This is a genomic window from Pelomonas sp. BJYL3, from assembly GCF_027257975.1.
Taxonomy (GTDB): domain Bacteria; phylum Pseudomonadota; class Gammaproteobacteria; order Burkholderiales; family Burkholderiaceae_C; genus Roseateles_B; species Roseateles_B flavus.
In genome coordinates this window covers 240,264-264,488 of record NZ_JANZKX010000002.1, presented here as the reverse complement: position 1 = coordinate 264,488, position 24,225 = coordinate 240,264, and the positions used below count along the sequence as shown (strand labels likewise).

The following is a 24,225-nucleotide window of genomic DNA, read 5'->3' as shown; positions in this document are numbered from 1 at the left end:
ATGGAGATAAGCGGAGATAATACCCGATCACCCCTTTGTTTAGACCCCTGACTAGCCCCTGACAGCCCCTGTTTTTGCAGTCTGTAAGCGGCAATGCATCGCGTCCGACGCCGAGTTTTCATCGAGCATCGACGCGATGCCCAGGACCTCCAACCGACCCGGACTCGCCCATGGCCCTGACCCAGGATGACGTGAGCCGCATCGCCAACCTCGCCCGCCTCGAACTTTCCGAGGCGGAGCAAGGCGCCTTGCTCGGCCAGCTCAATGGCTTTTTCTCCATCGTCGAGCAGATGAGCGCGGTGGACACCAGCGGTGTCGAGCCGCTCTACACGCCGCTTTCCGCCGTGCAGGACGTGCAATTGCGCCTGCGCGAGGACGCGGTCACCGAGAGCAACCAGCGCGAGCTCAACCAGCGAAGCGCCCCCGCCGTCGAGGACGGCCTCTTCCTGGTCCCCAAGGTCATCGAATGAAGTCTCTCCACGAAATGGGCGTGGCCGAGCTCGGCCAGGGCCTGCGCGCCAAGGCCTTCTCCGCCACCGAACTGACCCAACACCTTCTTGCACGGGTTACCGGCTCGTCGCAACTGGGCGCCTTCCTCCATGTGGACGCCGACGGCGCCCTGGCCCATGCGGCCGAGGCCGACCGCCGCCTGGCTGCCGGCGAGGCCAGCCCCCTGCTGGGCATCCCGCTGGCGCACAAGGACATCTACGTCACCGCGGACATGCCCACCACGGCCGGCTCCAAGATCCTGGCCGGCTACCGCAGCCCCTTTGACGCCACCGTCGTGGCCCGCCTGAATGCGGCCGGCACCTTCTCGCTGGGCAAGCTCAACTGCGACGAGTTCGCCATGGGCTCGGCCAACGAGAACAGCGCCTTCGGCCCGGCCCACAACCCCTGGGACCGCAGCCGCGTGCCCGGCGGCTCCTCGGGCGGCTCGGCCGTGGCCGTGGCGGCCCGCCTGGTGCCCGCCACCACCGGCACCGACACCGGCGGCTCGATCCGCCAGCCGGCCAGCTTCACCGGCATCACCGGCATCAAGCCGACCTACGGCGTGTGCTCGCGCTACGGGATGATCGCCTTCGCCTCCAGCCTGGACCAGGCCGGCCCCATGGCCCGCTCGGCCGAGGACTGCGCCCTGCTGCTGTCCGCCATGAGCGGCTTTGACGAGCGCGATGCCACCAGCATCAACCAGCCCCCGCAGGACTTCCATGCGCAGATGCTGGCCCCCCGCGAAGGCGCCACGCCCGCACAGCCGCTGAAGGGTCTGCGCATCGGCCTGCCCCGGGAGTTCTTCCCCGCCGCGCTGTCCGCCGACGTCAACAGCGCCGTGCGCCAGGGCCTGGCCGAGCTGGAGAAGCTGGGCGCCACGCTGGTGGAGGTGAGCCTGCCCCGCACGGAGCTGGCCATCCCCGTCTACTACATCATCGCCCCGGCCGAGGCCAGCTCCAACCTGAGCCGCTTTGATGGCGTCAAGTTCGGCCATCGCGCTGCCAACTACACCGATCTTCTTGACATGTACAAGAAGACCCGTGCCGAGGGCTTCGGCCCCGAGGTCAAGCGCCGCATCATGATCGGCACCTATGTGCTGAGCCATGGCTACTACGACGCCTACTACCTGCAGGCCCAGAAGCTGCGCCGCATGATCGCCGACGACTTCCAGCAGGCCTTCCAGCACTGCGACGTCATCGCCGGCCCGGTGGCCCCCAGCGTGGCCTGGAAGGCTGGCGAAGGCGCGGAGGATCCGGTCAAGGCCTACCTGGCCGACATCTTCACGCTGCCCGGCTCGCTGGCCGGCCTGCCTGGCATGAGCGTGCCGGTGGGCTTTGGCGAGGCCGGCATGCCCGTCGGCCTGCAGCTGATCGGCAACTACTTCAAGGAAGGGCAGCTGCTGCACACCGCGCACGCCCTGCAGCAGGCCACCGACTGGCACACCCGTGCCCCGAACGGAATCTGAGCATGAACAAGCCCAACAGCAAGCTGGTGCGCGGCTACGAGGTGGTGATCGGCCTGGAGAACCACGTCCAGCTGTCCACCCAGTCCAAGATCTTCAGCGGGTCCTCGACCGCCTTCGGCGCCGAGCCCAACACCCAGGCCTCGCCCGTGGACCTGGCCCTGCCCGGCACCCTGCCGGTGCTCAACCGCGCCGCGGTGGACCGTGCCATCCGCTTCGGCCTGGCCGTGGGCGCCAAGGTGGCGCCGCTGTCCATCTTCGCCCGCAAGAACTACTTCTACCCTGACCTGCCCAAGGGCTACCAGATCTCGCAGTTCGAGATCCCGGTGGTGCAGGGCGGCACGGTGGAGTTCTTCGTCGGCGACGAGAAGAAGGTCGTGAACCTCACCCGTGCGCACCTGGAGGAAGACGCCGGCAAGAGCCTGCACGAGGACTACCACGGCCAGTCCGGCATCGACCTGAACCGCGCCGGCACGCCGCTGCTGGAGATCGTCTCCGAGCCCGACATGCGCTCCGCCGCCGAGGCCTGCGAGTACGCCAAGACCCTGCACGCCCTGGTGATGTGGCTGGGCATCTGCGACGGCAACATGCAGGAAGGCTCCTTCCGCTGCGACGTCAACGTCTCGGTCCGCAAGCCCGGCGAGCCCTATGGCACGCGCCGCGAGATCAAGAACCTCAACAGCTTCCGCTTCCTCGTGGACGCAGTGAACTACGAGGTGAACTGGCAGATCGACCAGATCGAGGACGGCCTCAAGATCCAGCAGGCCACGGTGCTCTACAACCCGGACACCGGCGAGACCCGCGCCATGCGCTCCAAGGAAGACTCGGCCGACTACCGCTACTTCCCCGACCCCGACCTCCCGCCGCTGGTGATCGCGCCGGAATGGGTGGAGAAGGTGCGCGGCGAGATGCCCGAGCTGCCTGGCGTGATGGCCAAGCGCTTCATCGAGGCGGACGGCCTGCCCGAGTACGACGCCAGCATGATGACCCAGAGCCTGAAGACGGCCCGCTACTACGAGGCTGCCAAGGCCGCGGGCGCGGCGCCCAAGCTGGTGGCGAACTGGGTGATGGGCGAGATCAGCAAGCGGCTGAACAGCGAAGGCATCGAGATCGACGCCGCGCCGGTGAAGGCCGAACTGCTGGCGAAGCTGATCGCCCGCATTGCCGATGGCACCATCTCCAACAACTCCGCCAAGCAGGTCTTCGACGCCCTCTGGGCCGGTGAAGGTGCGGACGTGGACGCCATCATCGCCGCCAAGGACCTGAAGCAGTCCAACGACACCGGCGAGATCGAGCGCATCCTCGACGACGTCCTGGCCGCCAACCAGAAGTCGGTGGACGAGTTCCGCGCCGGCAAGGACAAAGCCTTCAACGCCCTCGTGGGCCAGGCCATGAAGGCCACCAAGGGCAAGGCCAATCCGGCCCTGGTCAATGAGCTGCTGAAGAAGAAGCTGGGCGGCTGAGGCGCGGTCCCGCGCCATGAAGAAAGGCCGCTGGAGACAGCGGCCTTTGTCTTTGAGGGGCCGGAAGGCAGGCCCTGGACGCGGCCTCTCAGCGGCTGCTGCCCGGGGCGGGCTGCGGCGAACTGCCCGGCTGGGAGGCGGCGGGCGCAGCCGGACCGTCGAGGCTGCCCGGCGGGGCGCCGCCCCACAGCTTCTTCAGGCGCTGCAGCTCGAGGTCGAAGACTTTGTTGACCCGCACCAGCTCGGCCTTCTGGTTCTCGATCAGCACGCGCTGCGCCTCCACCGAGACCTCGTTGGCATCCAGCTGCTGCCGGAGCTTGCCGGGCATGGCCTTGCCCTTGTAGAACTCCGCCTCTTCCAGCAGGGGCTTGCGCTCCGCGGCCAGCTCCTTGATGCGGCGCTCCGAGACCTGCATGGCCTTGTTGATGTCATCCAGCGCCGACTCCCGGGCCTCGCGGTGGGCGGACTCGTTGCGGTAGCGGATCATGAGGTTGCGGTCGCGACGGATCGCGTCCTGCTGAGCCGCGCGCTCCGCAGCCAGCTTGCGCTCCCGCAGCTCATACGCCGCCTTCTCCTCCATGGACATGGCGGGCGGCAGCACGGACTTCACCGAGCCGTCCGGGTTGTGCAGCTTCTGCTCCCGGGTGGCGCATTCGGGGATGGGGCGGTCCGAGGTCAGCTTGCGGCCGTCCGGCGCCACGCAGCTGTAGATGGGCTTGCTCTGGGCCTGGGCAAGACCTGTCCCCAGCAGGCCCAGCAAGGCAGCCAGCAGCGGCAGCGACGGACGCAGGGACGGGCCCAGGGACTGGCGCGAGAACATGGGGCGGCGCGGAAGTGGCATCAGACTCCGTAGCGATCTCGATAGGCCTGGACAGCCGCCGCATGGGCGGCGATGTCCGCCGAGCTGTTGTGGTGCAGATACTGCAGCAAGTCGGACAGCCCGGCAATGGCACTCACGGGCAATTGCAGCTGGCGGTTGACATACTGCACTGCCGACCAGGGCTGCTCGACGCCGTTCTCGGCCGCCTTCTCCTGGCGGTCCAGGGCGATCGAGACGCCGCAGGGCGTCGCGCCCGCGGCCTGGATCATGGCGATGGACTCCCGCACCGAGGTGCCGGCGGAGATCACGTCGTCGATGATCAGCACCCGGCCCTGGACCGGCGCTCCGACGAGGGTGCCGCCCTCGCCATGGTCCTTGGCTTCCTTGCGGTTGTAGGCAAAGGGCTTGTTGTGGCCCAGGCGGGCCAGCTCCACCGAGACGGCGGCGGCCAGGGTGATGCCCTTGTAGGCCGGGCCGAAGATCATGTCGAACTCGATGCCCGAGGCCAGCAGGGTCTTGGCGTAGAACTCAGCCAGGCGGCCCAGCTTGGCGCCGTCGTTGAAGAGCCCGGCATTGAAGAAGTAGGGGCTCAGGCGGCCGGCCTTGGTCTTGAACTCGCCGAAGCGCAGCACGCCCGCCTCCACGGCAAAGGCAACGAATTCCTGGGCAAGGGGCGTGGAGGTGGTGGTCATGGGCAGGTGATGCGGGTCTCGGGGTGGCCCGCATTGTATTGAGCCGGCATGCGAAGGCCCGCCACCCCGCCCCGTGAAACAAGGGGGGTGACGGGCCTTGCGGGCCGCCGGGGCGGGGATCAGCCAGGGCTCAGAAGAGGGCCTTGAACTGGATGCCGTAGGTGCGCGGGTCGTTGATGAAGCCGGTCAGGTTGTCGAAGTCGATGGCACCGTTGACGACGACCTTGTTGGTCAGGTTGCGCACGAAGCCGGCCACCTCGTACTTGCCGTCGCCCCAGACATAGCCCGCGCGCAGGCCGCCTTCCATCAGGGCCTTGCCGGTGAATTCCTTGGCCTCGTACAGGAAGAAATTGACCTTGGAGCGATAGGCCCAGTCGGTGTAGATGAAGTATTCATTGCCCTCGGCCGTCGGGATCGAGTAGCGGGCCGTCAGGTTGGCGATCCACTTCGGCGCGTTGGGCAGCGGGTTGTTGTAGAGGCTGTAGCGGCCGCTGGCATCAGGCGTGCCCACCATCACGGGATTGCTGCCCGGGCGGGTGGCATAGAGCGTGGGGTCCTTGATCTTGGTGTCGTTGTAGCTGAGGCCCATCGTGAGCATCAGGCGATCGACCGGGATCAGGTCCAGGTTGAGCTCGAAGCCCTGGCCCTCGCCCTTGCTGGCGTTGAGCAGCGTGTTGAAGTTGCCCGAGCCGCCCACGGCGGTCAGCTGTTGATCCTTCACCGTGTAGGCGAAGACATTGGCCGACAAGCGGGCGCGGCGGTTCCAGAACTCGCTCTTCACGCCGGCCTCGTAGGAGGTGACGGTTTCGGGGCGCGCCTTGCTCTGCGTGCCGAAGCCGCTGGCCGGGTAGATGGAGGCGGCACGGAAGCCGGTGGCCACGCGTGCGTAGAGGTTGGTCTGCTTGTCCAGGGCATAGGTGCCGGAGGCATCCCAGCTGACCTTGTGGTCGTCGGTGCTGGCGCTGGTGCCGGCGCCGTCGTTGACCTTGCCGACGGTGTTCAGGTCCTTCTTGTCCTGGGTGTAGCGCAGGCCGCCGCGCAGCTTGAGATTGGGGCTCAGCTCATAGTTGACCGAGCCGAACAGGGCCCAGGCCTTGTTGGTCTGGCGGGTGTCCACGATGCTGTCGGCCGGGTTGGCCGCCGTGTAGTCCACGGTGCGCATCGTGTACTTCTCGTCGAAGAGGTAGAGACCGCCCTGCCAGCGCATCGGGCCGGCGGCCTGCGACTCCAGGCGGAATTCCTGCGTCAGCTGGCGGTGACCCATCAGACCGTCCGAGGTGTCCATCTGCCACGTGGCCTCGCCCTGCGTGGGGTAGGGTGCCGGCTTGGGGTCGCCGGAGAAGGGGTTGTGATAGATGTAGCCGCCGTCGACGTCGCCGCGGCTGAAGGGCTGCACGGTCTCGATGGCACTGATGGAGTGCAGGGTCACGCCGTCCAGGGCCCACTTCAGGCGCAGGCTGGCGCCGGTGCTGTGCAGGCGCTGCTCGTTGGTCCCGTCGATGACCATCTTGGCCGGGTCGAAGCCGTCGACCAGGTCATTGCTGCCAGGCTTGATGATGGAGGCCCGGAACAGGCGCGGGCTGCCCTTGAGCTCGCGGTTGTGCACATTGAACAGGGCGCTGAAGGCCTGGTTGGCCTCGTAGAGCGCCTGGATGCGCACGGCACGGTCATCGTAGCCCTCGGTGGCGGGCGTCTTGGCATTGGGCAGCTCGTTCTTGACCCAGTTGCCACGGTGCTGGTTCTGGGCCGAGATGCGCACGGCCCAGTCCCCGCCCACCGGCAGGTTGGCTGCGCCTTCCAGGTTCACCATGCCCTGGCTGCCGAAGGAGGCGTTGAAATAGGCGTCCTGGCGCTTGGACGGCTTGACCGACTCGAACTTCACCACGCCGGCCGGTGTGTTGCGGCCGAACAGGGTGCCCTGGGGGCCGGCCAGCACTTCCACGTTCTTCACATCGAAGGCCGGGAAGCCCTTGAGGATGGGGTTCTCCTGCACCACCTCGTCATAGATCAGCGAGACGGGCTGCGAGGCGTTGAGGCGGAAATCGGTGTTGCCGTAGCCGCGCAGGTAGAAGCGCGGGAAGGCCCGGCCGAAGGAGGACTCGATGTTCAGGCTGGGCACACGGCCTGACAGGGCGCGGATGTCCTGGCCGCTGGAATTGATGACGTCCAGCTTCTCGCCGCTGATGGCCGAGACCGCGTTGGGCACGTCCTTGATGTTTTCCACCCGGCGCTCGGCGGTGATCACCACGGCCTCCAGCTGGTTGGTCTGGGGCCGGGCGGCGTCGGCCTTGGCGGCCTCCTGGGCCTGAGCCGTGCTCGACAGCAGGGCCGGCAGGGCCAGGGCAAGGGCCAGCGCCAGCGGCGTGGGGCGGCTCAACGTGGATCGGGTCATGGGGAAGCTCCTTGAATTTGTCTGGAATGCCGACGGCGCCCTTGTCGAGGCAGGACCTCGCTCGGCAGCGCGACAGGCCTCGGGCCGTGTCGTGATCGGGCGCCAAACGTTTGCCATTGCGTGGGGAGGAATCTATCAAGAGCGGCGGCGCGGCGTCATCCCTATCTGAGCCGGCGCACCTGAACAGTGCGAGGCTGTTGCGGACCGACATCAGACCAGTTCATCACCGCCTCACTGCGATACTGGCGCCTCTCCGTCTCAGCCGAGGTATCGACCGTGCGCTTCATCACCGCCAATCTCAATGGCATCCGCTCCGCCGCCACCAAGGGCTTCTTCGACTGGCTGCCCCAGCAGCAGGCCGATGCCGTCGGCGTCCAGGAGGTGAAGGCCCAGCATGAGCATGTCGACCAGATCTTCTGCAGCCCGGGCGGCCTCAAGGGCCATTTCCACTACGCCCAGAAGAAGGGCTACTCCGGCGTGGGCCTCTACACGCGCGACGAGCCCAGCGACATCATCACCGGCATCGGCGTGCAGGAATTCGACGACGAAGGCCGCTACATCGAGAAGCGCTTCGACAAGCCCGGCCGCAAGCTGAGCCTGATCAGCTGCTACTTCCCCAGCGGCTCCAGCGGCGAGGACCGCCAGCAGGCCAAGTTCCGCTTCCTCGCGGCCATCTACCCGCACCTGATGGCGCTGAAGGGGCAGCGCGAGTTCATCCTCGTCGGCGACATCAACATCGCCCACAAGGAAGCCGACCTCAAGAACTGGAAGGGCAACCTCAAGAACAGCGGCTTCCTGCCCGAGGAACGCGCCTGGGTGACCCAGCTGATCGATCCGGCCCAGGGCGGCCTGGTGGACGTCTACCGCCAGCTGCAGCCCGACACCACGGACGCCTGCTACACCTGGTGGAGCAACCGCGGCCAGGCCTATGCCAAGAACGTGGGCTGGCGCCTGGACTACCACTTCGCCACGCCCCAGCTGGCCGCCCTGGCCCGGCGCGAGTCCATCTACAAGGACCAGAAGTTCAGCGACCATGCACCGCTGACGATCGACTACGACTTCAAGCTCTGAGGCGATGAGGCGGCCATGAGCCGCAGCTCATGCGCGCCGGTCGGCCTGCGGGGCATCGTCGCCCGAGGGGGCGCTTTCGGTGCGGTTACGGCCGGCCTTCTTGGCGCTGTAGAGCGCCTGGTCCGCACGGTCCAGCGCGCTCAGGTGGGCCGGGTCCAGCGCCTTCAGCTCGGCCAGCCCCAGGCTGATGGTGAAGCGGATCCTCTCCCCCGCATGCACGGCCTCGCAGGCCTCGACCCGCTGCCGCAGGCGCTCGGCAAAGCCGCGGGCACCTGACGCCGCCGTCTGCGGCAGGATGACGAGGAACTCCTCGCCGCCATAGCGGCTGGCGACGTCCATCTCGCGCACTTCGTCCTTGATGGCCTGGGCCAGGGTGCGGATCACGGTGTCGCCTGCGAGGTGGCCGTAGCGGTCGTTGATCTGCTTGAAATGGTCGATGTCCAGCATCACCAGCGTGGCGCCGGACCCCGTGCGCACCGTGCGATGCCACTCTGCGAACAGGCGCTCATCGGCCGCACGCCGGTTCAGCAGGCCTGTCAGGGCATCGGTGTGGGCCAGGGTCTCCAGACCGCGGTTGGCATGGTGCAGTTCTGCCAGCAGCTGGTCCACGGAGCGCTGCCAGTGCACGAAGAGCTGGTAGCCGAAGAAGGCCATGAACAGCACGATCAGCGAAAAGACACCGAAGAAAACCCAGCTGCTCTGCTGCATCACCTCCAGCGCCGGGCCCAGCGCGGCGCCGGGCTGGCTGCGCAGCTGCTCCAGCTGGGCGGACGACAGGTGCAGGGTCAGGAAGCCGTAGGCGATCACCGCCGCGGTGACCGCCGCCAGCAGACGCAGCACGGCGCGGCGCGGGTCGCGGGCCGGTGTGCTCATCAGCGAGGGGCGGCGTGCCTGCCAGGCGTCGATGGCGGGCCAGCCCAGGGCCATCAGGGGGCCGACGATGAACAGGCTCTGTACGAAGGAGCCCAGCCACCAGCCCTGCCAGATGGCCAGCATGGCGGTGCGGTCGATGCCGTTCGTGTACCACCAGATCAGCGCGCCGCTGGAGCTGAAGATGCTCGCCACGAAGCTCAGCTGCACGTAGAAGAGCAGGGCGCTGAGATCCCGCAGCTCGCGGCGCATGGGAATGGCCTGGTAGCCCATCACCATGATGGCGAAGCCCAGCGGGTTGGCGCAGGCGAAGAGCAGGGCCCAGTACCAGGGCATGCCCGCGTAGAGCGCCAGGCTCAGGGTGGCCAGGTAGGCCGGGACCGCGCCCCAGCGCCATCCCCAGCACAGGCTCAGCCACAGACAGATCAGCAGGGGCGGATACAGGGTGATGTAGACCTGCACGCCCCCCAGCTGCAGAGGCAGGCCGGACCAGCGCCCGATCACCGAGGCCAGGCCCAGGACGACGCTCAGCAGCACCAGGAGGCCCCAGCCGCCCAGCAGCAGCGCCCGCTCGCCGGCGGTGCCATGCCGCCACAGCTTCCAGGGCGACAGGGTACGGTAACGCGGGGGCGGGTGGCTGTGGGCCATGGGTGACAGGAAGTACAGCAAGCCGAGCATAGGGCATGTGGCCCGGCATGAGGCTGCGGCACCTGCGGGCGCCTGCGCCGGCCGTGCAGGCTTCACGGCCCGGACTCAGGCCGGCAGCGCCTGCGCAGGCTGGCGCATGAACAGCGCCGCCACCACGTCCGACTGCGTGATCATGCCCACCACGCGCCGCGCCTCGTCCACCACCGGCATGTGGTGCAGGCCACCGTCGGAGAAGGCGCCGACCAGCTCGGCCAGGGCCTGCTCGGGCCGGGCGCTCCGCACCTTGGGCGTCATGATGTCGGCCACGCGGCGCGCCTCGGTCATGCGGGGGAAGCGCTCCAGCGCCGAGGGCTCGCGGCCCAGGAAGAAGTCATGCAGGGAGACGATGCCCACCAGGCGCTGGCTGGTGTCCACCACCGGCAGCGCCTTGACCTTGTGGCGGGCCAGCAGGCCCCAGGCGTCGTCCAGCGAGGCCTCGGGGCCGATGCAGACCACGTCGCGGGCCATCACGTCGGCGCAGCGGATGGCGCCCCAGTGCCGCTGCTGGGCGTGCTGCTGGGCACGCACGAGGATCTCCTCCAGGTCCTGGCGGTCGATGTCCAGGATCTCGCCGAAGGAGGCCAGGGCCGCGTCCACGTCCTCCTTCACGAAGCCCGCGCGGCGGCTGGGCAGGGGGTCGGCCGTGCGGTGCACGTTCACCGGCGCGGCGCCATGGTGCGGATAGTGGCGGCCGGCCAGGCGGTTGAAGACCAGGGCCAGCAGCAGCATCAGCAGCGAGTTCAGCCCCACCGGCCAGAAGGCGTAGCCATAGCCCAGGCTCTCCAGCGTCGGGCTGCCCAGCGCCGCGGTGACGGCCACCGCGCCGCCGGGCGGATGCAGGCAGCGCAGGGCGATCATGGCCAGCACCGCCAGCAGCCCCGCGGCGGCCAGCGCCGGCCCGGAGGCCCCCAGCACGTGATGGCAGGCCACGCCGATCAAAGCCGAGACCACATTGCCGCCCAGCACCGACCAGGGCTGGGCCAGCGGGCTGGCCGGCACGCTGAACACCAGCACCGCCGAGGCGCCCATGGGCGCGACGAACCACAGGGCCTGACCCGCCAGCGCGTGGCGGCTGATCCATTCCGTGCACAGCAGGCCCAGGCCCACGCCCAGGGCCCCCAGCAGCAGCTCGCGCCACGGGGCGGTGAGGGGCGCGGGCACGAAGGGGCTCAGCCGGGCGCGCCAGCGGGCGCCGAAGGAGGCGGTGCTCATCATCGGCGCGGCTCCTCGGCCGGCTTCTCGCCATGGCAGGCGCAGGCCTCGCCGTGCGCGGCCGCCACCAGCTCGGCCAGGATGCCGCAGGCATGCTGCTCGTGCCGCGCATCGCAGCGGCCCTTGAGCGCCTGCAGCTGCGCCTCCAGGGCCTGCATGCTCTTGAGCCGGGCCCGCACCCGCGCCAGCTGCGCATCGACCAGGGCGTCCACGCTGGCCAGCTGCTGCGGATCGTGGCTCTGCAGGCTCTGCAGCAGCAGGTCCACATCGGCCAGGGACATGTCCAGCGCCCGGCAGTGCCGGATGAAGGCCAGGCGCTCCAGCTGGAGCTGGGCGTAGTCCCGGTAGCCGTTGTCGCTGCGGGCGGGCGGGGGCAGCAGCCCCGATTTCTCGTAGAAGCGGATGGTCTCGATGTCGACCCCCGTGGCCTTGCTGAGTTCGCCGATGCGCATGGGCACTGACCTTCTGCCCCCGGGGCAGCGCTGCTGGAAAAGGCCGCAGCATAGTCGCTTGACTCTGGAGTGGCTACAGGCTGTGAAATACCCCCCCATGACCAAGCCCTCCTGCGCCAACGCCCAGCCACAGGCCCTTTCCGCCTGCACGACAGTCCGGGACGAGCCCTGCTGCGGGCACGCACACGAGCACGAACACGCGCATGCCCCGACACGCGCGCACGACCACGATCACGACCAGGGGCACGGCCCCGCCGAGGCCCACTGCGACAGCGGCTGCGCGGCGCCGCTGAGCGTCGCGCCCCCGGCCGGCCTGGCGCCGGGCCAGCAGCGCCTGCGTCTGCACATCGCCGGCATGGACTGCCCGACCGAGGAGGCCCTGCTGCGCAAGCACCTGGACGGCGAGCCCGCGATCCGCGCCCTGCATTTCGACCTGCTGGGTCGCGTGCTCAGCGTGGACCACGACGCGGCGGCCGCCCCCGGCCTGGTCCAGGCCCTGCAGCAGCGCATCCGCGCCGCGGGCCTGGACGCCGTGCCGCTGGACGCCCAGCGCGCCGCGCCGCTCGCACCCGCGGTGCCCGTGCCCCTGCGCTGGCGCATGGCGGCGGCCGGCGTGGCGGCGGTGGCCTCCGAGGCCCTGCACTACACGGGCGCCGCCGAGGCCGCGGTGATTGCCTGCGCCCTGGCAGCCGTCGTCCTGGGCGGGCTGCCCACCCTGCGCAAGGGCTGGGTGGCCCTGCGAAGCCTCACGCTCAACATCCACCTGCTGATGAGCCTGGCCGTGATCGGCGCCTTGGTCCTGGGCCAGTGGCCGGAGGCGGCCATGGTGGTCTGGCTCTTCGGCCTGTCCGAGATGCTGGAGGCCCTCAGCCTGGCCCGCGCGCGCGACGCCATCCGCGCCCTCAGCGCCCTGGTGCCCGAGACCGCCTGGCTGCGCCTGCCCGACGGCCAGTGGGCCGAGCGCCCCAGCGAGCAGCTGCCCCTGGGCGCCGTGCTGCGCATCCGCGCCGGCGAGCGCGTGCCCCTGGACGGCCAGGTGATCGAGGGCCAGTCCAGCGTCAACGAGGCCGCGCTGACCGGCGAGAGCCTGCCCGTGCCCAAGCAGCCGGGGGACACCCTGCTGGCCGGCTCGGTCAACGAACTGGGCCTGCTGCTGATGACGGTGACGGCCGCCAAGGGCCACACCCTGCTGGACCGCATGGCGCAGGCCGTGCAGGAGGCGCAGGCGCAGCGCGCGCCCACGCAGCGCTTCGTGGACCGCTTTGCGCGGGTCTACACGCCCCTGGTCGTTGCGGCCGCGCTGCTGCTGGCCCTGCTGCCGCCGCTGTGGTTGGGCGGCCCCTTCACGCCCTGGATCTACAAGGCCCTGGTGCTGATGGTGGTGGCCTGCCCCTGCGCCCTGGTGATCTCCACGCCGGTGACGGTGGTCAGCGCGCTGACGGCCGGCGCCCGCCGCGGCCTGCTGATCAAGGGCGGGCTCTACCTGGAGCAGGCGCACCTGCTGAAGAGCATCGCGCTGGACAAGACCGGCACCCTCACCGAAGGCAGGCCGGCCCTGGTCGGGCACACCGTGCTGGGCACGCTGGACGAAGCCGGACTGCTGCGCCACGCGGCCAGCCTGGACGCCGGCTCGCGCCATCCGCTGGCCCTGGCCCTGCTGGAGGCCGCGGCGGCGCAAGACCTGACCCTCATCCCCCTGCTGGACTTCGAGACCCTGCCCGGCCGCGGCGTGCGCGCCCGGCTCAACGGGCAGGCCTGGCAGCTGGGCAACGAGACCCTGGCGCGCGAGCGGGCGGCCCTGAGCCCCGCCGCAGAGACCGCCGCGCGCGCCTGGAGCGAGGCCGGCTGCAGCGTGCTGTGGCTGCTGCGCGAGGAGGCCGGGCGCTGGCGCTGCGAAGGCCTGCTGGCCCTGCGCGACCGGCTGCGTGCGCACAGCGCGGGCACCGTGGCCGCGCTGCAGGCGGCCGGCGTGCAGGTGCACATGCTCAGCGGGGACCAGCGCGGCGCCGCCCTGGCCGCCGCCCGCGAGCTGGGACTGCCCGAGGCCCAGGTCCAGGCTCCGCTGCTGCCCGAGCAGAAGCTCGCCGCCATCGCCCACCTGCGCGAGCGCGGCCTGGTGGCCATGGTGGGTGACGGCGTCAACGACGCCCCGGCCCTGGCCCGCGCCGACATCGGTATCGCCATGGGCGCGGCCGGCACCGCCACTGCGCTGGAGACCGCGGACATTGCCCTGATGCAGGACGACCTGCGCCGCCTGCCGGAGCTGATCGCCCTCTCGCGGGACTGCAAGCGGGTGCTGTGGCAGAACATCGGCCTGGCTTTGGGACTCAAGGCCGTGGTGCTGGCCCTGACCCTCGCCGGCTGGGGCAGCCTGTGGCTGGCCGTGCTGGCCGATGCGGGCGCGGCGCTGCTGGTCGTGCTGCTGGGCCTGCGCCTGCTGCGCTGGCAGCCGCGGGCCTGAATTCGGTGCGAACGCCGCCCCGGCGGCTTCTGCAAAGACCTGGCCACCCATGCCGAAAGACATGGGGTCAGGTCTTGTCCTTGGTAGGAACCCGCAGAAACACGCTGTAAACGCGCGGCGACAATCCCGCGACCCCGCGCGGCCCGATGCCAGGCGGTCCCGCCCAGGGGCGCGGACCACCGTGGCGCGTCCGGCCGATGTCCTGTTGCCTTGTGCCCGCTTTGCCAACCGGTGGAGCGGCCAGACCCTGACCTGTCACCCAAAGGTTTCGTATGAGTTCTAACGTCCCGGCCGGTACCCTGCTCGGCCATCCGAAGGGCCTGTTCCTTCTGTTTGCCACGGAAATGTGGGAGCGCTTCAGCTACTACGGCATGCGCGCCCTCCTGGTGTTGACGCTGATCGCCAGCACCAGTTCCGCCAATCCGGGCTTCGGATGGACCGAGGTCGAGGCGCTGAGCCTTTACGGCACCTTCACCGGCCTTTGCTACCTGACGCCCCTCTTCGGTGGCTGGATCGCGGACAACTTCCTGGGCCAACGCAAGTCCATCATCCTGGGTGGTCTGATCATGGCCGCTGGCCAGTTCACCCTGTCGGCAGCCGTTCCCGGCAATGAACAGCTGTTCAAGGTGGGGCTGGGACTCCTGATCGTGGGCAACGGCTTCTTCAAGCCCAATATCTCGACGATGGTGGGCGACCTCTACCGGCCAGGCGACGCCCGCCGTGATGCCGCCTTCACGATCTTCTACATGGGCATCAACGTGGGTGCCTTCATGGCTCCGCTGATCTGCTCCACCCTCGGCGAGAGCGCCGACTGGGGCTGGAAGTACGGCTACATGTCTGCCGGCATCGGCATGCTCATCTCCGTGGTGACCCAGCTTTTGCTGGCTCAGCGTCTGCTGAGCGATGTCGGTAAGGAGCCCGGGGCTAAGCGTGCACTGGCCGCCAGCGGTGGCAAGAAGGAGCCGCTGACTCAGGTCGAGTGGGACCGCATGCGCGTCGTCTTTGTGCTCTTCGTCTTCATCGTGGTCTTCTGGACGGCTTTCGAGCAGGCCGGCGGCCTGCTGAACATCTATGCTTCGCAGAAGACCGACCGCTTCATCGGCAGCTTCGAGGTGCCGGCTGGCTGGTTCCAGGCCGTCAACTCCTTCTTCATCGTGCTGTTGGGCCCGGTCTTCGCCATGATCTGGAGCCGCATGGGCCGCGCGGGCCGGAACCCCAGTACGCCGACCAAGATGATCCTGGGCCTGGTGTTCACCGCCCTGGGCTTCATGTTCATGGTGGGCGCCTCGCTGGAGCAGTCTGCCCACGGCAAGGCTGGCATGCACTGGCTGGTGCTTGCATACATGCTGCACACCATGGGCGAGCTGTGCATTTCGCCTGTGGGCCTGTCCATGGTCACCAAGCTCGCACCGCTGCGCCTGGCCAGCCTGATGATGGGCGTGTGGTTCCTGATCAATGCCGTCGCCAACAAGCTGGCCGGTGTGGTGGGTGCCTATGCCAAGCATGCCGGTGACCTGGCCATCTTCGGCGGACTGACCGTCTTCCTGCTCATCTTCGGCGCGGGTTTGTGGGCCATATCCGGCAAGCTGGTGAACTGGACGCATGGCGCCGAGGACACCAAGGCCTGATTTCTCCAGACCCTGTGCAAAAGGACGCGCTTCGGCGCGTCCTTTTTCATTTCTTCAGCCCCACGCGCCAGCGTCCGCTGAGCAGGTGCTGCAGCGCGACCGACCTCGCGCTATCCTGGACCCTGCGATGAAGCGGGCCAGCCCTCGACCGAGTCCGCTCGCCCGCACGGGTCAGGGAGCCAAGACTCACGTCGGAGACAGGCATGCCGATTGCCGGCCCCCGCCCTTGCTTCCTGCTGCAGGCCGCCGGGGCCGCGCTCGTGCTCGCCACCCTGCTGCTGCCCGCCGCCCAGGCCTGCGGCCCTTTCCGCGTGGCCTTCCAGCACTACCCCGGCCTCTATGAAGTCAGCAGTGACGGCCGGGCTCACGGCCTGGACGTGGACCTCCTGGAAGCCCTGGCCGCGCGCAGCCAATGCCGGCTGCAGGGCACGGCGGTCAGCAATGTGCGGCTGTGGCAGGCGCTGGAGACGGGCGACGCGGACATCGTGACCGCCGCCCTGGTCACCCCGGACCGCGAGCGCCTGGCGGAGTTCGTTCCCCTGGTGCAGGCCCAGCTGCACCTGCTGGTCTCGCTGGAGCTGGCACGCCGGCTGGCCGGCCCGGCGGACTTCCTGGCCGATGCCCGTCTGCGCCTGGGCGTGGTGCGCGGCGCCCGCCATGCGCCCGCCACCGAGCCCTGGATCGAGGCCCTGCGCCAGGCCGGTCGGGTCAGCGAAAGCGCCGACAAGCCCAGCCTGCTGAAGGCCTTCAAGGCCCGGCGCATCGAGGCCGTCCTGGTCTATCCCATGGAGCTCTACGAAGGGTCACCCCAGTGGCCGGAGGACCTGGCCCTGCGCGCCTGGTGGCCGGAATCGCTGAGCGTGGGCGCCTGGGCCCTGTCGCGCAAGACCCTGCCCGAGGCCGAGCGCCGCCGCCTGCGCGAGGCCCTGCTGAGCCTGCTGCACGACGGCACCGTGCAGCGCCTGGCGGACCGCCATCTGGGGCCCGTCCAGGCCAGCCGCCTCATCGTGAAGCCCCTGGAGGCCCCGGCCGCCGGACGGCCCGGCAGCGGCGCCCGCTGAGAACCGCCGAGTCCCTCAGCGCATAGGATGTGAAGCCTCGACACCCCGGGAGCTCCGGCACATGAAATCAATGGGCAAGCGCGCCAGCGGCGCACGTCTGGAACGCATGCAGGCCTCGCCGCGCTGGGACGGCCAGGGCTTCCGCAACGTCCATCCCATCGCCCCGGGGCTGCGTGATGTCGACGGCCCGCGGGCCTCCATGCTGGAGATCCTCTGTCCCGACGGCCGCCGCCGCCCGCCCGGCCCGCTGCCCGTGGCCAACCCGCGCGAGACCTGGACCCGCGCGCCCGGCAGCGGCCTGCGCGCCAGCTGGCTGGGCCATTCCAGCGTGCTGATCGAGATCGACGGCCTGCGCCTGCTGACCGACCCGGTCTGGGGCCCGCGAGTCTCGCCCTCCACCCTGGCCGGCCCCAGGCGCTACCAAGCGCCCCCCGTGCCGCTGCGCGCCCTGCCTGCGCTGGACGCCGTGCTGATCTCGCACGACCACTACGACCACCTCGACTACCCCACCCTCCGCGCCCTGGCCAAGCGGCCGCAGCCCTTCATCACCTCCCTGGGCGTGGGCGCGCACCTGGAAGCCTGGGGCATCCCGCCCGAGCGCATCATCGAACTGGACTGGTGGGAGTCGCACACCCTGCCCGGCACCGACTTGCGCGTGCATGCCGCGCCCTCCCAGCACTTCTCGGGCCGCGGGCTCAAGGACAGGAACGCCACGCTGTGGTCCTCCTTCGTGATCGAGTCGCCCCGCCACCGCGTTTTCTTCAGCGGGGACACCGGCCTGAGCAGCGAGTACCAGCTCATCCGCGAGCGCTTCGGCCCCTTCGACCTGGTGATGCTGGAGGTGGGCGCCTACCACCCCTCGTGGGGCGACATCCACCTGGGTCCGGTGAACGCCCTGCAGGCCTGGGAGTGGCTCGGCGGCGGCGCCCTGCTGCCGGTGCATTGGGGCACCTTCAACCTCGCCACCCACGACTGGGACGAGCCCGCCGAGACCCTGCTGCAACTCGCCCCCGCACGCGGCGTGCCCCTGTTGATGCCCCGCCTGGGCGAGGCGCTGGAGCCTGCGCAGGCCACGCCCAGCCCCGCCGCCTGGTGGCGCCAGGCGGGCCAGCCCGCCGCGCCCGCGGAGGCGCCGGCCCAGGCGCCGCGCGTGCCGCGCTGGATGCCCTGGCCGCTGGACTGAGGGCCCACTCAGCGCGGTGTCGTCAGCCAGGCCACGAGGCGGCGGGTCAGCGGGGCCATCAGCAGCACGGCGGGGAAGGCCACGGGCCAGGCATGCAGCCAGGCGCTGCGCCAGGCCAGGAGCCAGGGCCACGGATCCTGGATGTCAGCCGTGGATGTGCTCCAGCTGGCGATGCCGGCGACCAGCGCGGACATCAGGCCTGACAGGATCAGGGCGAACAGGACCGGGGCGAAGCGGGCAGGAATCATGGCCGTCTCCCGCGCCTCAGGCCGCGCCCATGCGGTGCAGCGTCTCGGCCATGTGGCGGCCGAACATGCGGGCGGTCTTGACGTCGCCCGGCTCGAAGGCATCGGCCGGCATGCCGTGCCCGGACTGCGCCATCAGGCCCGACCAGGACCCCAGCCGGTTGGCCGCCTCATGCTCAGGAACGCCCGCATGCTGCTCGGGCAGGATGGGATTGCCCACCCACACCATGCCGTGCTGCATGGCGAAGACGAACATCGACATCAGCGTGGACTGCTTGTCCCCCGAGGGCAGCGAGGACACCGTGAAGCCGCCGGCCAGCTTGCCGCGCAGGCCTTGCTGGCGCCACAGGCGACCGGTGGCGTCCATGAAGCGCTTGAACACGCTGGAGACGCCGCCCAGATAGGTGGGCGAGCCCATCAGCAGGCCGTCGTAGGCGGTGACGGCATCGGGGCTGTCGGCCAGTGTCTCGGCCTGCAGCAGGTCGACCTCCACGCCGGTCACGCCCCGCGCCCCCTCGACGATGTGGCGGGCGATGTGGGCCGTGTGCCCATGGGCGCTGTGATAGATGACTGCGAGCTTCTTCATGAGGGAGTACTCCTTGCGTTGGAATGAATGGGAAAGGAAGCCGGCACTCAGGCGGCGGCGCGCAGCAGCTGGATCGCCAGCGCGCTGAGGTAGAGGCCGAGGCCGAAGACGAGGTGGTTGGCCGCGCTGCGCAGCACATTGGGGCCCACCGGCCCCTTGTGCCGCCCCGCCAGGCCGGCGCCCATGGCCGGCTGCATGAGGAGCAGGGGCGCCGCCACGGTGGCCAGGCCCAGCAGCAGGGCCGGCGCCAGGCGGGGGGCGTCCAGCCAGGCGGGCCCCTGCCAGGCCAGCAGCAGGCCCGCGAAGAGCAGGCCCACGGCGTAGTGCGCGAGCCAGCCCAGCACCCGCTCGCCGCGCACCGGGCGGGCCTTCGCAATGGCCTCGTGCCGCCAGCGCCCCTGCGGCAGGTGCCCCGCCCAGCGGCCCAGCAGGGCGAAGTCCAGGGTCGCCACGCCAGCGCGTCGCAGGCCCATGAGCCAGAGGTCCATCAGCGCCGTCGCACCCGCGCCCAGGGCCAGGCCCTGCGCCAGGATGGACAGCATGTCCGTCGATCCATTCATCACACACCTCCTGTGGATTGCGTCCTGCGCCCTCCGGCCACTTGACCTTCGAGCCCATGGAAGTCAGGATAGAAGTTGAAGTCAACTTCAAGTCAAGAGGTGATCTGTGATGGATATCGCGGAAGTCGCCCGCCGTTCGGGTGTGCCGGCATCCACGCTGCGCTACTACGAGCGCCGCGGCCTCATCGCCCCCCTCGAGCGGGAGGGTGCGGGCCGGCGGCGCTATCCGGCCGGCGTGATGAACCAGCTGGCCCTGATCGCGCTGGGGCAGGCCGCGGGGCTGTCGCTGGATGAGATCCGCACCATGGTCCTGCCCAACGGCGAGCCCAGCGTGGACCGCGGCCTGCTGGCGTCCAAGGCGGACGAGATCGACGCCCAGGTCCTGCGCCTGCGCGCCGTGAGCCGCGGGCTGCGCCATGCCGCCGCCTGCCCGGCGCCCAGCCATGCGCAATGCCCCACCTTCCAGCGCCTGCTCAAGGCCGCGGCAGCGGGGGCGCTGGACCTGCAGCGCGAAGGCGGTGGCGCCCCGCCCGCCGAGCAGGCCCGTCGGGCCCGCAAGGCGCGGGCCGGTGCCTCACCCGGCTGAGCCAGCGAAGAGAGCCACTGGCCCGCGCCCGGACACCCGGCGCGATCGCGGTGTGCGGGCTCCGCTGAGACCCGCTGGCGCGTGGCCCCGCGGCTCAGGTGCCCGGCTGGTCCGCCGGCACGTCCGCCAGGCCCTTCTTGCGCTCGCGCTTGGACGCGTACATGCGCTGGTCGGCGCAGTCGATCAAGGCCTCGGCACTGCTCCCATCGGCCGGGTGCAAGGCCCAGCCGCAGCTCCCCTCCACCAGATGACAGGCGCCACGAAAGTCAAAGGGAGCCACCAGGGCCTCCTGCAGCCGGCGATGGAACTGCACGGGACCGCCCGCCTCGCTGATCGAGGGCATCAGGACGGCAAACTCGTCGCCCCCCAGGCGGGCGACCACGTCCTCGCTGCGGGCCGTGTCCTTCAGCCGCCGGGCGAATTCGACCAGGGCGGCATCGCCGACGCTGTGGCCATGGTCGTCGTTGAGGGACTTGAGCCCATCCATGTCCAGCATCAGCACGGCCAGGCCCTGCTGGGTGCGGCGCGCGCGCTGCAGGGCCCCGCGCAGCTGCTCCAGGAACATGGCGCGGTTGGCCAGGCCGGTGAGGTCGTCATGGGTGGCCCGCTGGAACAGGTCGTCCTGCCCGTAGTGCGTGGCCCAGTACATGGCCGTGCCCACCACGCGTGCCAGCAGGGTCAATAGCTCCGCCTGCCTGGGCCCGAAGTGGCCGACCTCGCGGGACATGGCCTTGAGCACGCCCACCGGCTGGCCCAGGTGCATCAGGGGCACGACCACCATGGAGCGCAGGCCCACGCGGCGGCAGGCGGCGCGGTCCACGCGCGGGTCCGCTTCGGAGTCGGTGCAGATCAGGGCCTCGGCGCGGCGCATGCATTCGCCGGACAGGCTGGCCTTCAGCGCCACCTTCACCCCCAGCTGCGCGACGGCGGTGCCGCTGGCGGCCCGGTAGCTGAGACTGTCGCCCTCGGCGATCTCGATGACGGCGCCATCGGCGGCGACCAGCTCCAGGGTCGTCTGGGTCACCAGCTTCATGACGCCGGCCTGGTCCAGGCCCATCTCGGCCACCTGGCCGTGGATGTCGATGATTCGAAGGAGTTCAGCCGCAGTCAGCATGGCGGCCTCCGCAAGAGTGGGATGACTCCCTGAATCTGTCATCTGCATTTAGTCTGGAGACAATTCTAGACAGGGTCCGGCACGGCCGGACCGTGCGCACCCCCCTCAATCAGGCTTTCAGCCCTCGCCCGACCAGGCGCAGGCGCTGCCTGAATTCCTTCCTGAGCCGGTACAGCTGGGCCGGGCGGTGGGCGCCCTCGGCCCGCTTGGCGCCGGTGACGGCGTCGAGGATGTCCAGCTCGTCCATCTTGCGCCGGAAGCTCACCGGATTGACGCTCTCGCCCAGCACCGCCTCGTAGACGGCATGCAGCTCGGGCAGGGTGAAGGGCTCCGGGCACAGGTGGGCCGGCAGCGAGGAATAAAGGCTCTTGCTGCGCACCCGCGCCACCGCCGCCTCCACGATGTGCCCATGGTCGAAGGCCAGGGCGGGCAGGCGGTCCACGGGCAGCCAGCTGCAGCCCGGCGCCGGGAGCGCACGCCGGGCCAGCCGGCCGGCATCCACCAGAGCCACATAGGCCACGGACACACTCCAGCCCCGCGGATCCCGGCCCGGCCCGCTGAAGGTGGCCAGCTGTTCCAGGTAGAGCCCCTCCAGGCCGGCCTTGTCGCGCAGCACGCGATGGGCAGCGTCCTCGCAGCCTTGGTCCTGGTCCGCATGCACATAGCCGCCCGGCAGGGCCAGGGCGCCGGCAAAGGGATCGCGCTCGCGCTTGAGCAGCAGCACCTGCAGCTGCTCGTCCCTGAGGGTCAGCAGCACCAGGTCCACGGTGCAGATCAGGGGCGGCGGCTTGCGGGCGGAGTTTGTTGAAGTGCTCACCGAACAGAGGATAGCGCCGAATCCGGTCCGGGCTGGGCGGCCGCAGCGCTCATGCCTGCTGGACCGGCCTGCGCACGCCGCATCCAGCCGCTGGCTCTAGTTAATTTCATGTTGTATTTAAGTAGGCGTATGATGGGATCCATGCGCAAGACCTGAACAGGAGGACCGCCATGAACACCCAGCTGCTGCTGATTGATCCCCAGAACGATTTCTGTGACCTGCCCGAGGAGTGGCTGCCGCACACGCCGGCCCTGGGCGCTCCGGCCCGGCCGGCCCTGCCGGTGGGGGGCGCCCATGCGGACCTGCTGCGCGCCGCAGCCCTGGTGGAGCGCCTGGGCGCGCGCCTGCAGGGCATCACCGTGACGCTGGATTCGCACCAGCGCATTGACATCGCCCACCCCGGCTTCTGGCGGGATGCGAGCGGCCAGGCCGCCCCGGCGCCCTTCACCCCGATCAGCGCGGCCGAGGTCCGCGCCGGCACGTGGCGCCCGCGCGAGGCCGCGGCCCTTCCTCGCGTGCTGGACTATCTTGACGCGCTCGAGGCCACCGGCCGCTACACGCTGATGGTCTGGCCCGTGCACTGCCAGATGGGCAGCTGGGGCCAGGCCGTGCATGCCGGCCTGCAGTCGGCACTGGACCGCTGGGCCGATGCGCAGGGCCGCTCGGTGCAGATCGTCTGCAAGGGCGAGAACCCCTGGACCGAGCACTACAGCGCCCTGCAGGCCGAGGTGCCCGACGCACAGGATGCCCGCACCCAGCTCAACCGCCCGCTGCTGGCCGCGCTGGACAGCGCGGACCAGCTCCTGATCGCGGGTGAGGCCGGCAGCCACTGCGTGCGGGCCACGGTGGAGCACCTGGTCGAGCATTTGCCCGCGGCCTCCTGCGGCAAGCTGGTGCTGCTGCGCGACTGCATCAGCCCCGTGGCCGGCTTCGAGGCCGCGCAGGCCGACTTCTTCGCGGCCATGCAGGCGCGCGGCGTGCGCCTGGCCCTCAGCACCGACTTCTGAAGGACCGCCCCATGAGCGCCCCCGCCCAAGCCCCCGTGATCCGCAGCCTGCTGGACACCGATCTCTACAAGTTCACGATGTGGCAGGCCCTGCTGCACCGCCATCCGCAGACGCAGGCGGAGTACCGCTTCGTGTGCCGCAACACGCCGGCCTATCCGCTCAGCACGCTGAAGGCCGAGGTCGAGCGCGAGCTCGACGCCCTGTGCGCCCTGAGCCTCACGGACGAGGAGCTGGCCTATCTGCGAGGGCTGCGCTTCATCAAGAGCGACTTCATCGACTTCCTGCGCCTGTTCCGTTTCCAGCGCGCCTTCATCGAGGTCAGCACCGAGGGCGACACCCTGCACATCGTCGCGCGCGGCCCGCAGGTGCATGTGATGGGCTTCGAGATCCCGGTGCTGGCCATCGTCAACGAGCTCTATTTCCGCCGCCTGGACACCCCCGCCGTGCGCGCCGAGGGCCAGCGCCGCCTGGACGCCAAGATCGCCACGCTGCAGGCCTTCGCGCAGGAGGCCGGGCGGCATCGCCATCCCTTCGAGCTCTTCGACTTCGGCCTGCGCCGCCGCTTCTCGGGCGACTGGCAGCGCGAGGTCGTGCGCCAGCTGCGCGACGCCCTGCCGCAACACTTCAAGGGCAGCTCCAATGTGAAGCTGGCGCGCGAGCTGGGCCTGGTGCCCATCGGCACCATGGCGCACGAGTACCTGCAGACCTTCCAGGCCCTGGGCACCGTGCGCCTGCGCGACCACCAGAAGGCCGCGCTGGAGGACTGGGTGCAGGAGTACCGCGGCGACCTGGGCATCGCCCTGACCGACGTGGTGGGCATGGACGCCTTCCTGGCCGACTTCGACCTCTACTTCGCCAAGCTCTTCGACGGCCTGCGCCATGACAGCGGCGATCCCGTCGCCTGGGGCGAGAAGGCCCTGGCCCACTACGCCGCCCTGCGCATCGACGCCCACACCAAGCGCCTGGTGTTCAGCGACGGCCTCAGCGTGGACAAGGCCATCGCGCTGTACCGCCACTTCGCGGACCGCGTGCAGCTGGGATTCGGCATTGGCACCCACCTGAGCAACGACCTCGGCCTGACGCCGCTGAACATCGTGATGAAGCTGACCCATGCCAACGGCCAGCCCGTGGCCAAGCTCAGCGACAGCCCCGGCAAGACGCTGTGCGACGACGAGACCTTCCTGGCCTACCTGCGCCAGGTCTTCGGGGTCCGGCCCCTGTGACCGCCTGAGGGCGCGCTGGCGGCGGGGCGAGGAGCGCACACAGCGCAGGAAATTCCGGCGGATTTCCTGGTAGCTCACGCCATGAGCTACCAGCCCCGTAAGCTATCTCTCATGCCAGACAAAAGAAGCAGTCAACGCATTTCC

Annotated in this window: 22 protein-coding genes; 11 read left to right on the top strand and 11 right to left on the bottom strand. The window is 69.8% G+C overall.

The window, feature by feature from the left end; all coding sequences use genetic code 11:
- Positions 1-170: 170 nt before the first annotated feature.
- From gatC to gatB, 3 genes are read left to right on the top strand one after another with little or no spacing between them, the layout of a single operon-like run.
- Entirely contained in the window at positions 171-470 is a 300-nt protein-coding gene (gene gatC / locus O9Y01_RS06890) for an Asp-tRNA(Asn)/Glu-tRNA(Gln) amidotransferase subunit GatC (RefSeq protein ID WP_183102364.1), read from the top strand.
- Entirely contained in the window at positions 467-1,954 is a 1,488-nt protein-coding gene (gatA, locus tag O9Y01_RS06885) for an Asp-tRNA(Asn)/Glu-tRNA(Gln) amidotransferase subunit GatA (protein WP_269630798.1), read from the top strand. Before gatC ends, gatA begins: the two co-directional genes overlap by 4 nt.
- Before the next feature lie 2 nt (positions 1,955-1,956).
- A complete protein-coding gene (gene gatB, locus O9Y01_RS06880) occupies positions 1,957-3,414 on the top strand; it encodes an Asp-tRNA(Asn)/Glu-tRNA(Gln) amidotransferase subunit GatB (protein ID WP_269630797.1) in 1,458 nt (485 codons plus the stop codon).
- A gap of 88 nt (positions 3,415-3,502) precedes the next feature.
- Here the strand turns inward: gatB and O9Y01_RS06875 are convergent, their stop codons facing one another.
- The 3 genes from O9Y01_RS06875 to O9Y01_RS06865 all read right to left on the bottom strand — a co-directional run bounded on the left by O9Y01_RS06875 (position 3,503) and on the right by O9Y01_RS06865 (position 7,318).
- Positions 3,503-4,255 (bottom strand): hypothetical protein, encoded by a 753-nt coding sequence (locus tag O9Y01_RS06875; protein WP_269630796.1) that lies wholly within the window; start codon positions 4,253-4,255, stop codon positions 3,503-3,505.
- Positions 4,255-4,926, bottom strand: coding sequence for an orotate phosphoribosyltransferase (gene pyrE, locus O9Y01_RS06870; RefSeq protein WP_269630795.1), 672 nt, complete (start codon positions 4,924-4,926; stop codon positions 4,255-4,257). The genes O9Y01_RS06875 and pyrE overlap by 1 nt, the downstream gene beginning before the upstream one ends.
- 130 nt (positions 4,927-5,056) lie before the next feature.
- Positions 5,057-7,318 (bottom strand): TonB-dependent receptor, encoded by a 2,262-nt coding sequence (locus tag O9Y01_RS06865; RefSeq protein ID WP_269630794.1) that lies wholly within the window; start codon positions 7,316-7,318, stop codon positions 5,057-5,059.
- A gap of 276 nt (positions 7,319-7,594) precedes the next feature.
- Here O9Y01_RS06865 and O9Y01_RS06860 point away from each other — a divergent pair, with 276 nt between their 5' ends.
- The gene (locus O9Y01_RS06860) at positions 7,595-8,389 is read left to right on the top strand and encodes an exodeoxyribonuclease III (protein ID WP_269630793.1); all 795 of its coding nucleotides are present in this window, start codon (positions 7,595-7,597) and stop codon (positions 8,387-8,389) included.
- Between the two features lie 27 nt (positions 8,390-8,416).
- Here O9Y01_RS06860 and O9Y01_RS06855 read toward each other — a convergent pair whose 3' ends face one another.
- The 3 genes from O9Y01_RS06855 to O9Y01_RS06845 all read right to left on the bottom strand — a co-directional run bounded on the left by O9Y01_RS06855 (position 8,417) and on the right by O9Y01_RS06845 (position 11,610).
- A complete protein-coding gene (locus O9Y01_RS06855) occupies positions 8,417-9,937 on the bottom strand; it encodes a sensor domain-containing diguanylate cyclase (RefSeq protein WP_269630792.1) in 1,521 nt (506 codons plus the stop codon).
- A gap of 75 nt (positions 9,938-10,012) precedes the next feature.
- Positions 10,013-11,158: an HPP family protein gene (locus O9Y01_RS06850; RefSeq protein WP_269630791.1), complete on the bottom strand. Its 1,146-nt coding sequence runs from the start codon at positions 11,156-11,158 to the stop codon at positions 10,013-10,015.
- Positions 11,158-11,610: a Cd(II)/Pb(II)-responsive transcriptional regulator gene (locus O9Y01_RS06845; RefSeq protein WP_269630790.1), complete on the bottom strand. Its 453-nt coding sequence runs from the start codon at positions 11,608-11,610 to the stop codon at positions 11,158-11,160. Before O9Y01_RS06845 ends, O9Y01_RS06850 begins: the two co-directional genes overlap by 1 nt.
- Before the next feature lie 97 nt (positions 11,611-11,707).
- Between O9Y01_RS06845 and O9Y01_RS06840 the strand changes: the two genes are divergently transcribed.
- The 4 genes from O9Y01_RS06840 to O9Y01_RS06825 all read left to right on the top strand — a co-directional run bounded on the left by O9Y01_RS06840 (position 11,708) and on the right by O9Y01_RS06825 (position 17,943).
- Entirely contained in the window at positions 11,708-14,071 is a 2,364-nt protein-coding gene (locus tag O9Y01_RS06840) for a heavy metal translocating P-type ATPase (RefSeq protein ID WP_269630789.1), read from the top strand.
- Between the two features lie 272 nt (positions 14,072-14,343).
- A complete protein-coding gene (locus tag O9Y01_RS06835; protein WP_269630788.1) occupies positions 14,344-15,699 on the top strand; it encodes a peptide MFS transporter in 1,356 nt (451 codons plus the stop codon).
- 203 nt (positions 15,700-15,902) lie between these two features.
- On the top strand, positions 15,903-16,760 hold the full coding sequence (locus O9Y01_RS06830) for a substrate-binding periplasmic protein (RefSeq protein WP_269630787.1): 858 nt from the start codon (positions 15,903-15,905) through the stop codon (positions 16,758-16,760).
- Positions 16,761-16,821: 61 nt separating this feature from the next.
- Positions 16,822-17,943: an MBL fold metallo-hydrolase gene (locus O9Y01_RS06825; protein ID WP_269630786.1), complete on the top strand. Its 1,122-nt coding sequence runs from the start codon at positions 16,822-16,824 to the stop codon at positions 17,941-17,943.
- 8 nt (positions 17,944-17,951) lie between these two features.
- Here O9Y01_RS06825 and O9Y01_RS06820 read toward each other — a convergent pair whose 3' ends face one another.
- The 3 genes from O9Y01_RS06820 to O9Y01_RS06810 are packed head-to-tail and all read right to left on the bottom strand — an operon-like array spanning position 17,952 to position 19,334.
- Complete coding sequence (locus tag O9Y01_RS06820; protein ID WP_269630785.1) at positions 17,952-18,191, bottom strand: DUF2798 domain-containing protein; 240 nt, start codon at positions 18,189-18,191, stop codon at positions 17,952-17,954.
- Positions 18,192-18,207: 16 nt separating this feature from the next.
- Positions 18,208-18,774 carry a flavodoxin family protein gene (locus tag O9Y01_RS06815; RefSeq protein WP_269630784.1) on the bottom strand — a complete coding sequence of 189 codons (567 nt, stop codon included), beginning with the start codon at positions 18,772-18,774 and terminating at the stop codon, positions 18,208-18,210.
- A 47-nt stretch (positions 18,775-18,821) separates the two neighbouring features.
- A complete protein-coding gene (locus tag O9Y01_RS06810) occupies positions 18,822-19,334 on the bottom strand; it encodes a DUF2938 family protein (protein WP_269630783.1) in 513 nt (170 codons plus the stop codon).
- A gap of 109 nt (positions 19,335-19,443) precedes the next feature.
- Here O9Y01_RS06810 and O9Y01_RS06805 point away from each other — a divergent pair, with 109 nt between their 5' ends.
- Positions 19,444-19,920, top strand: coding sequence for a helix-turn-helix domain-containing protein (locus O9Y01_RS06805; protein WP_269630782.1), 477 nt, complete (start codon positions 19,444-19,446; stop codon positions 19,918-19,920).
- 94 nt (positions 19,921-20,014) lie between these two features.
- On the opposite strand, the gene O9Y01_RS06800 is transcribed toward O9Y01_RS06805, so the two are convergent.
- Both O9Y01_RS06800 and O9Y01_RS06795 read right to left on the bottom strand, forming a co-directional pair.
- Positions 20,015-21,034, bottom strand: coding sequence for a sensor domain-containing diguanylate cyclase (locus tag O9Y01_RS06800; protein ID WP_269630781.1), 1,020 nt, complete (start codon positions 21,032-21,034; stop codon positions 20,015-20,017).
- Between the two features lie 109 nt (positions 21,035-21,143).
- Positions 21,144-21,851 (bottom strand): NUDIX hydrolase, encoded by a 708-nt coding sequence (locus O9Y01_RS06795; RefSeq protein WP_269630780.1) that lies wholly within the window; start codon positions 21,849-21,851, stop codon positions 21,144-21,146.
- 170 nt (positions 21,852-22,021) lie between these two features.
- Between O9Y01_RS06795 and O9Y01_RS06790 the strand changes: the two genes are divergently transcribed.
- Both O9Y01_RS06790 and pncB read left to right on the top strand, forming a co-directional pair.
- The gene (locus O9Y01_RS06790) at positions 22,022-22,858 is read left to right on the top strand and encodes a cysteine hydrolase (RefSeq protein WP_269630779.1); all 837 of its coding nucleotides are present in this window, start codon (positions 22,022-22,024) and stop codon (positions 22,856-22,858) included.
- An 11-nt stretch (positions 22,859-22,869) separates the two neighbouring features.
- Positions 22,870-24,081, top strand: coding sequence for a nicotinate phosphoribosyltransferase (pncB, locus tag O9Y01_RS06785; RefSeq protein ID WP_269630778.1), 1,212 nt, complete (start codon positions 22,870-22,872; stop codon positions 24,079-24,081).
- Positions 24,082-24,225 lie beyond the last annotated feature (144 nt).

Bases quoted from the DNA above. Each gene is read 5' to 3' on its own strand.
- gatC (WP_183102364.1), top strand. From the start codon at position 171: ATGGCCCTGACCCAGGATGACGTGAGCCGCATCGCCAACCTCGCCCGC.
- gatA (WP_269630798.1), top strand. From the start codon at position 467: ATGAAGTCTCTCCACGAAATGGGCGTGGCCGAGCTCGGCCAGGGCCTG.
- gatB (WP_269630797.1), top strand. From the start codon at position 1,957: ATGAACAAGCCCAACAGCAAGCTGGTGCGCGGCTACGAGGTGGTGATC.
- O9Y01_RS06875 (WP_269630796.1), bottom strand. From the start codon at position 4,255: ATGCCACTTCCGCGCCGCCCCATGTTCTCGCGCCAGTCCCTGGGCCCG.
- pyrE (WP_269630795.1), bottom strand. From the start codon at position 4,926: ATGACCACCACCTCCACGCCCCTTGCCCAGGAATTCGTTGCCTTTGCC.
- O9Y01_RS06865 (WP_269630794.1), bottom strand. From the start codon at position 7,318: ATGACCCGATCCACGTTGAGCCGCCCCACGCCGCTGGCGCTGGCCCTT.
- O9Y01_RS06855 (WP_269630792.1), bottom strand. From the start codon at position 9,937: ATGCTCGGCTTGCTGTACTTCCTGTCACCCATGGCCCACAGCCACCCG.
- O9Y01_RS06850 (WP_269630791.1), bottom strand. From the start codon at position 11,158: ATGAGCACCGCCTCCTTCGGCGCCCGCTGGCGCGCCCGGCTGAGCCCC.
- O9Y01_RS06845 (WP_269630790.1), bottom strand. From the start codon at position 11,610: ATGCGCATCGGCGAACTCAGCAAGGCCACGGGGGTCGACATCGAGACC.
- O9Y01_RS06840 (WP_269630789.1), top strand. From the start codon at position 11,708: ATGACCAAGCCCTCCTGCGCCAACGCCCAGCCACAGGCCCTTTCCGCC.
- O9Y01_RS06835 (WP_269630788.1), top strand. From the start codon at position 14,344: ATGAGTTCTAACGTCCCGGCCGGTACCCTGCTCGGCCATCCGAAGGGC.
- O9Y01_RS06830 (WP_269630787.1), top strand. From the start codon at position 15,903: ATGCCGATTGCCGGCCCCCGCCCTTGCTTCCTGCTGCAGGCCGCCGGG.
- O9Y01_RS06825 (WP_269630786.1), top strand. From the start codon at position 16,822: ATGAAATCAATGGGCAAGCGCGCCAGCGGCGCACGTCTGGAACGCATG.
- O9Y01_RS06820 (WP_269630785.1), bottom strand. From the start codon at position 18,191: ATGATTCCTGCCCGCTTCGCCCCGGTCCTGTTCGCCCTGATCCTGTCA.
- O9Y01_RS06815 (WP_269630784.1), bottom strand. From the start codon at position 18,774: ATGAAGAAGCTCGCAGTCATCTATCACAGCGCCCATGGGCACACGGCC.
- O9Y01_RS06810 (WP_269630783.1), bottom strand. From the start codon at position 19,334: ATGAATGGATCGACGGACATGCTGTCCATCCTGGCGCAGGGCCTGGCC.
- O9Y01_RS06805 (WP_269630782.1), top strand. From the start codon at position 19,444: ATGGATATCGCGGAAGTCGCCCGCCGTTCGGGTGTGCCGGCATCCACG.
- O9Y01_RS06800 (WP_269630781.1), bottom strand. From the start codon at position 21,034: ATGCTGACTGCGGCTGAACTCCTTCGAATCATCGACATCCACGGCCAG.
- O9Y01_RS06790 (WP_269630779.1), top strand. From the start codon at position 22,022: ATGAACACCCAGCTGCTGCTGATTGATCCCCAGAACGATTTCTGTGAC.
- pncB (WP_269630778.1), top strand. From the start codon at position 22,870: ATGAGCGCCCCCGCCCAAGCCCCCGTGATCCGCAGCCTGCTGGACACC.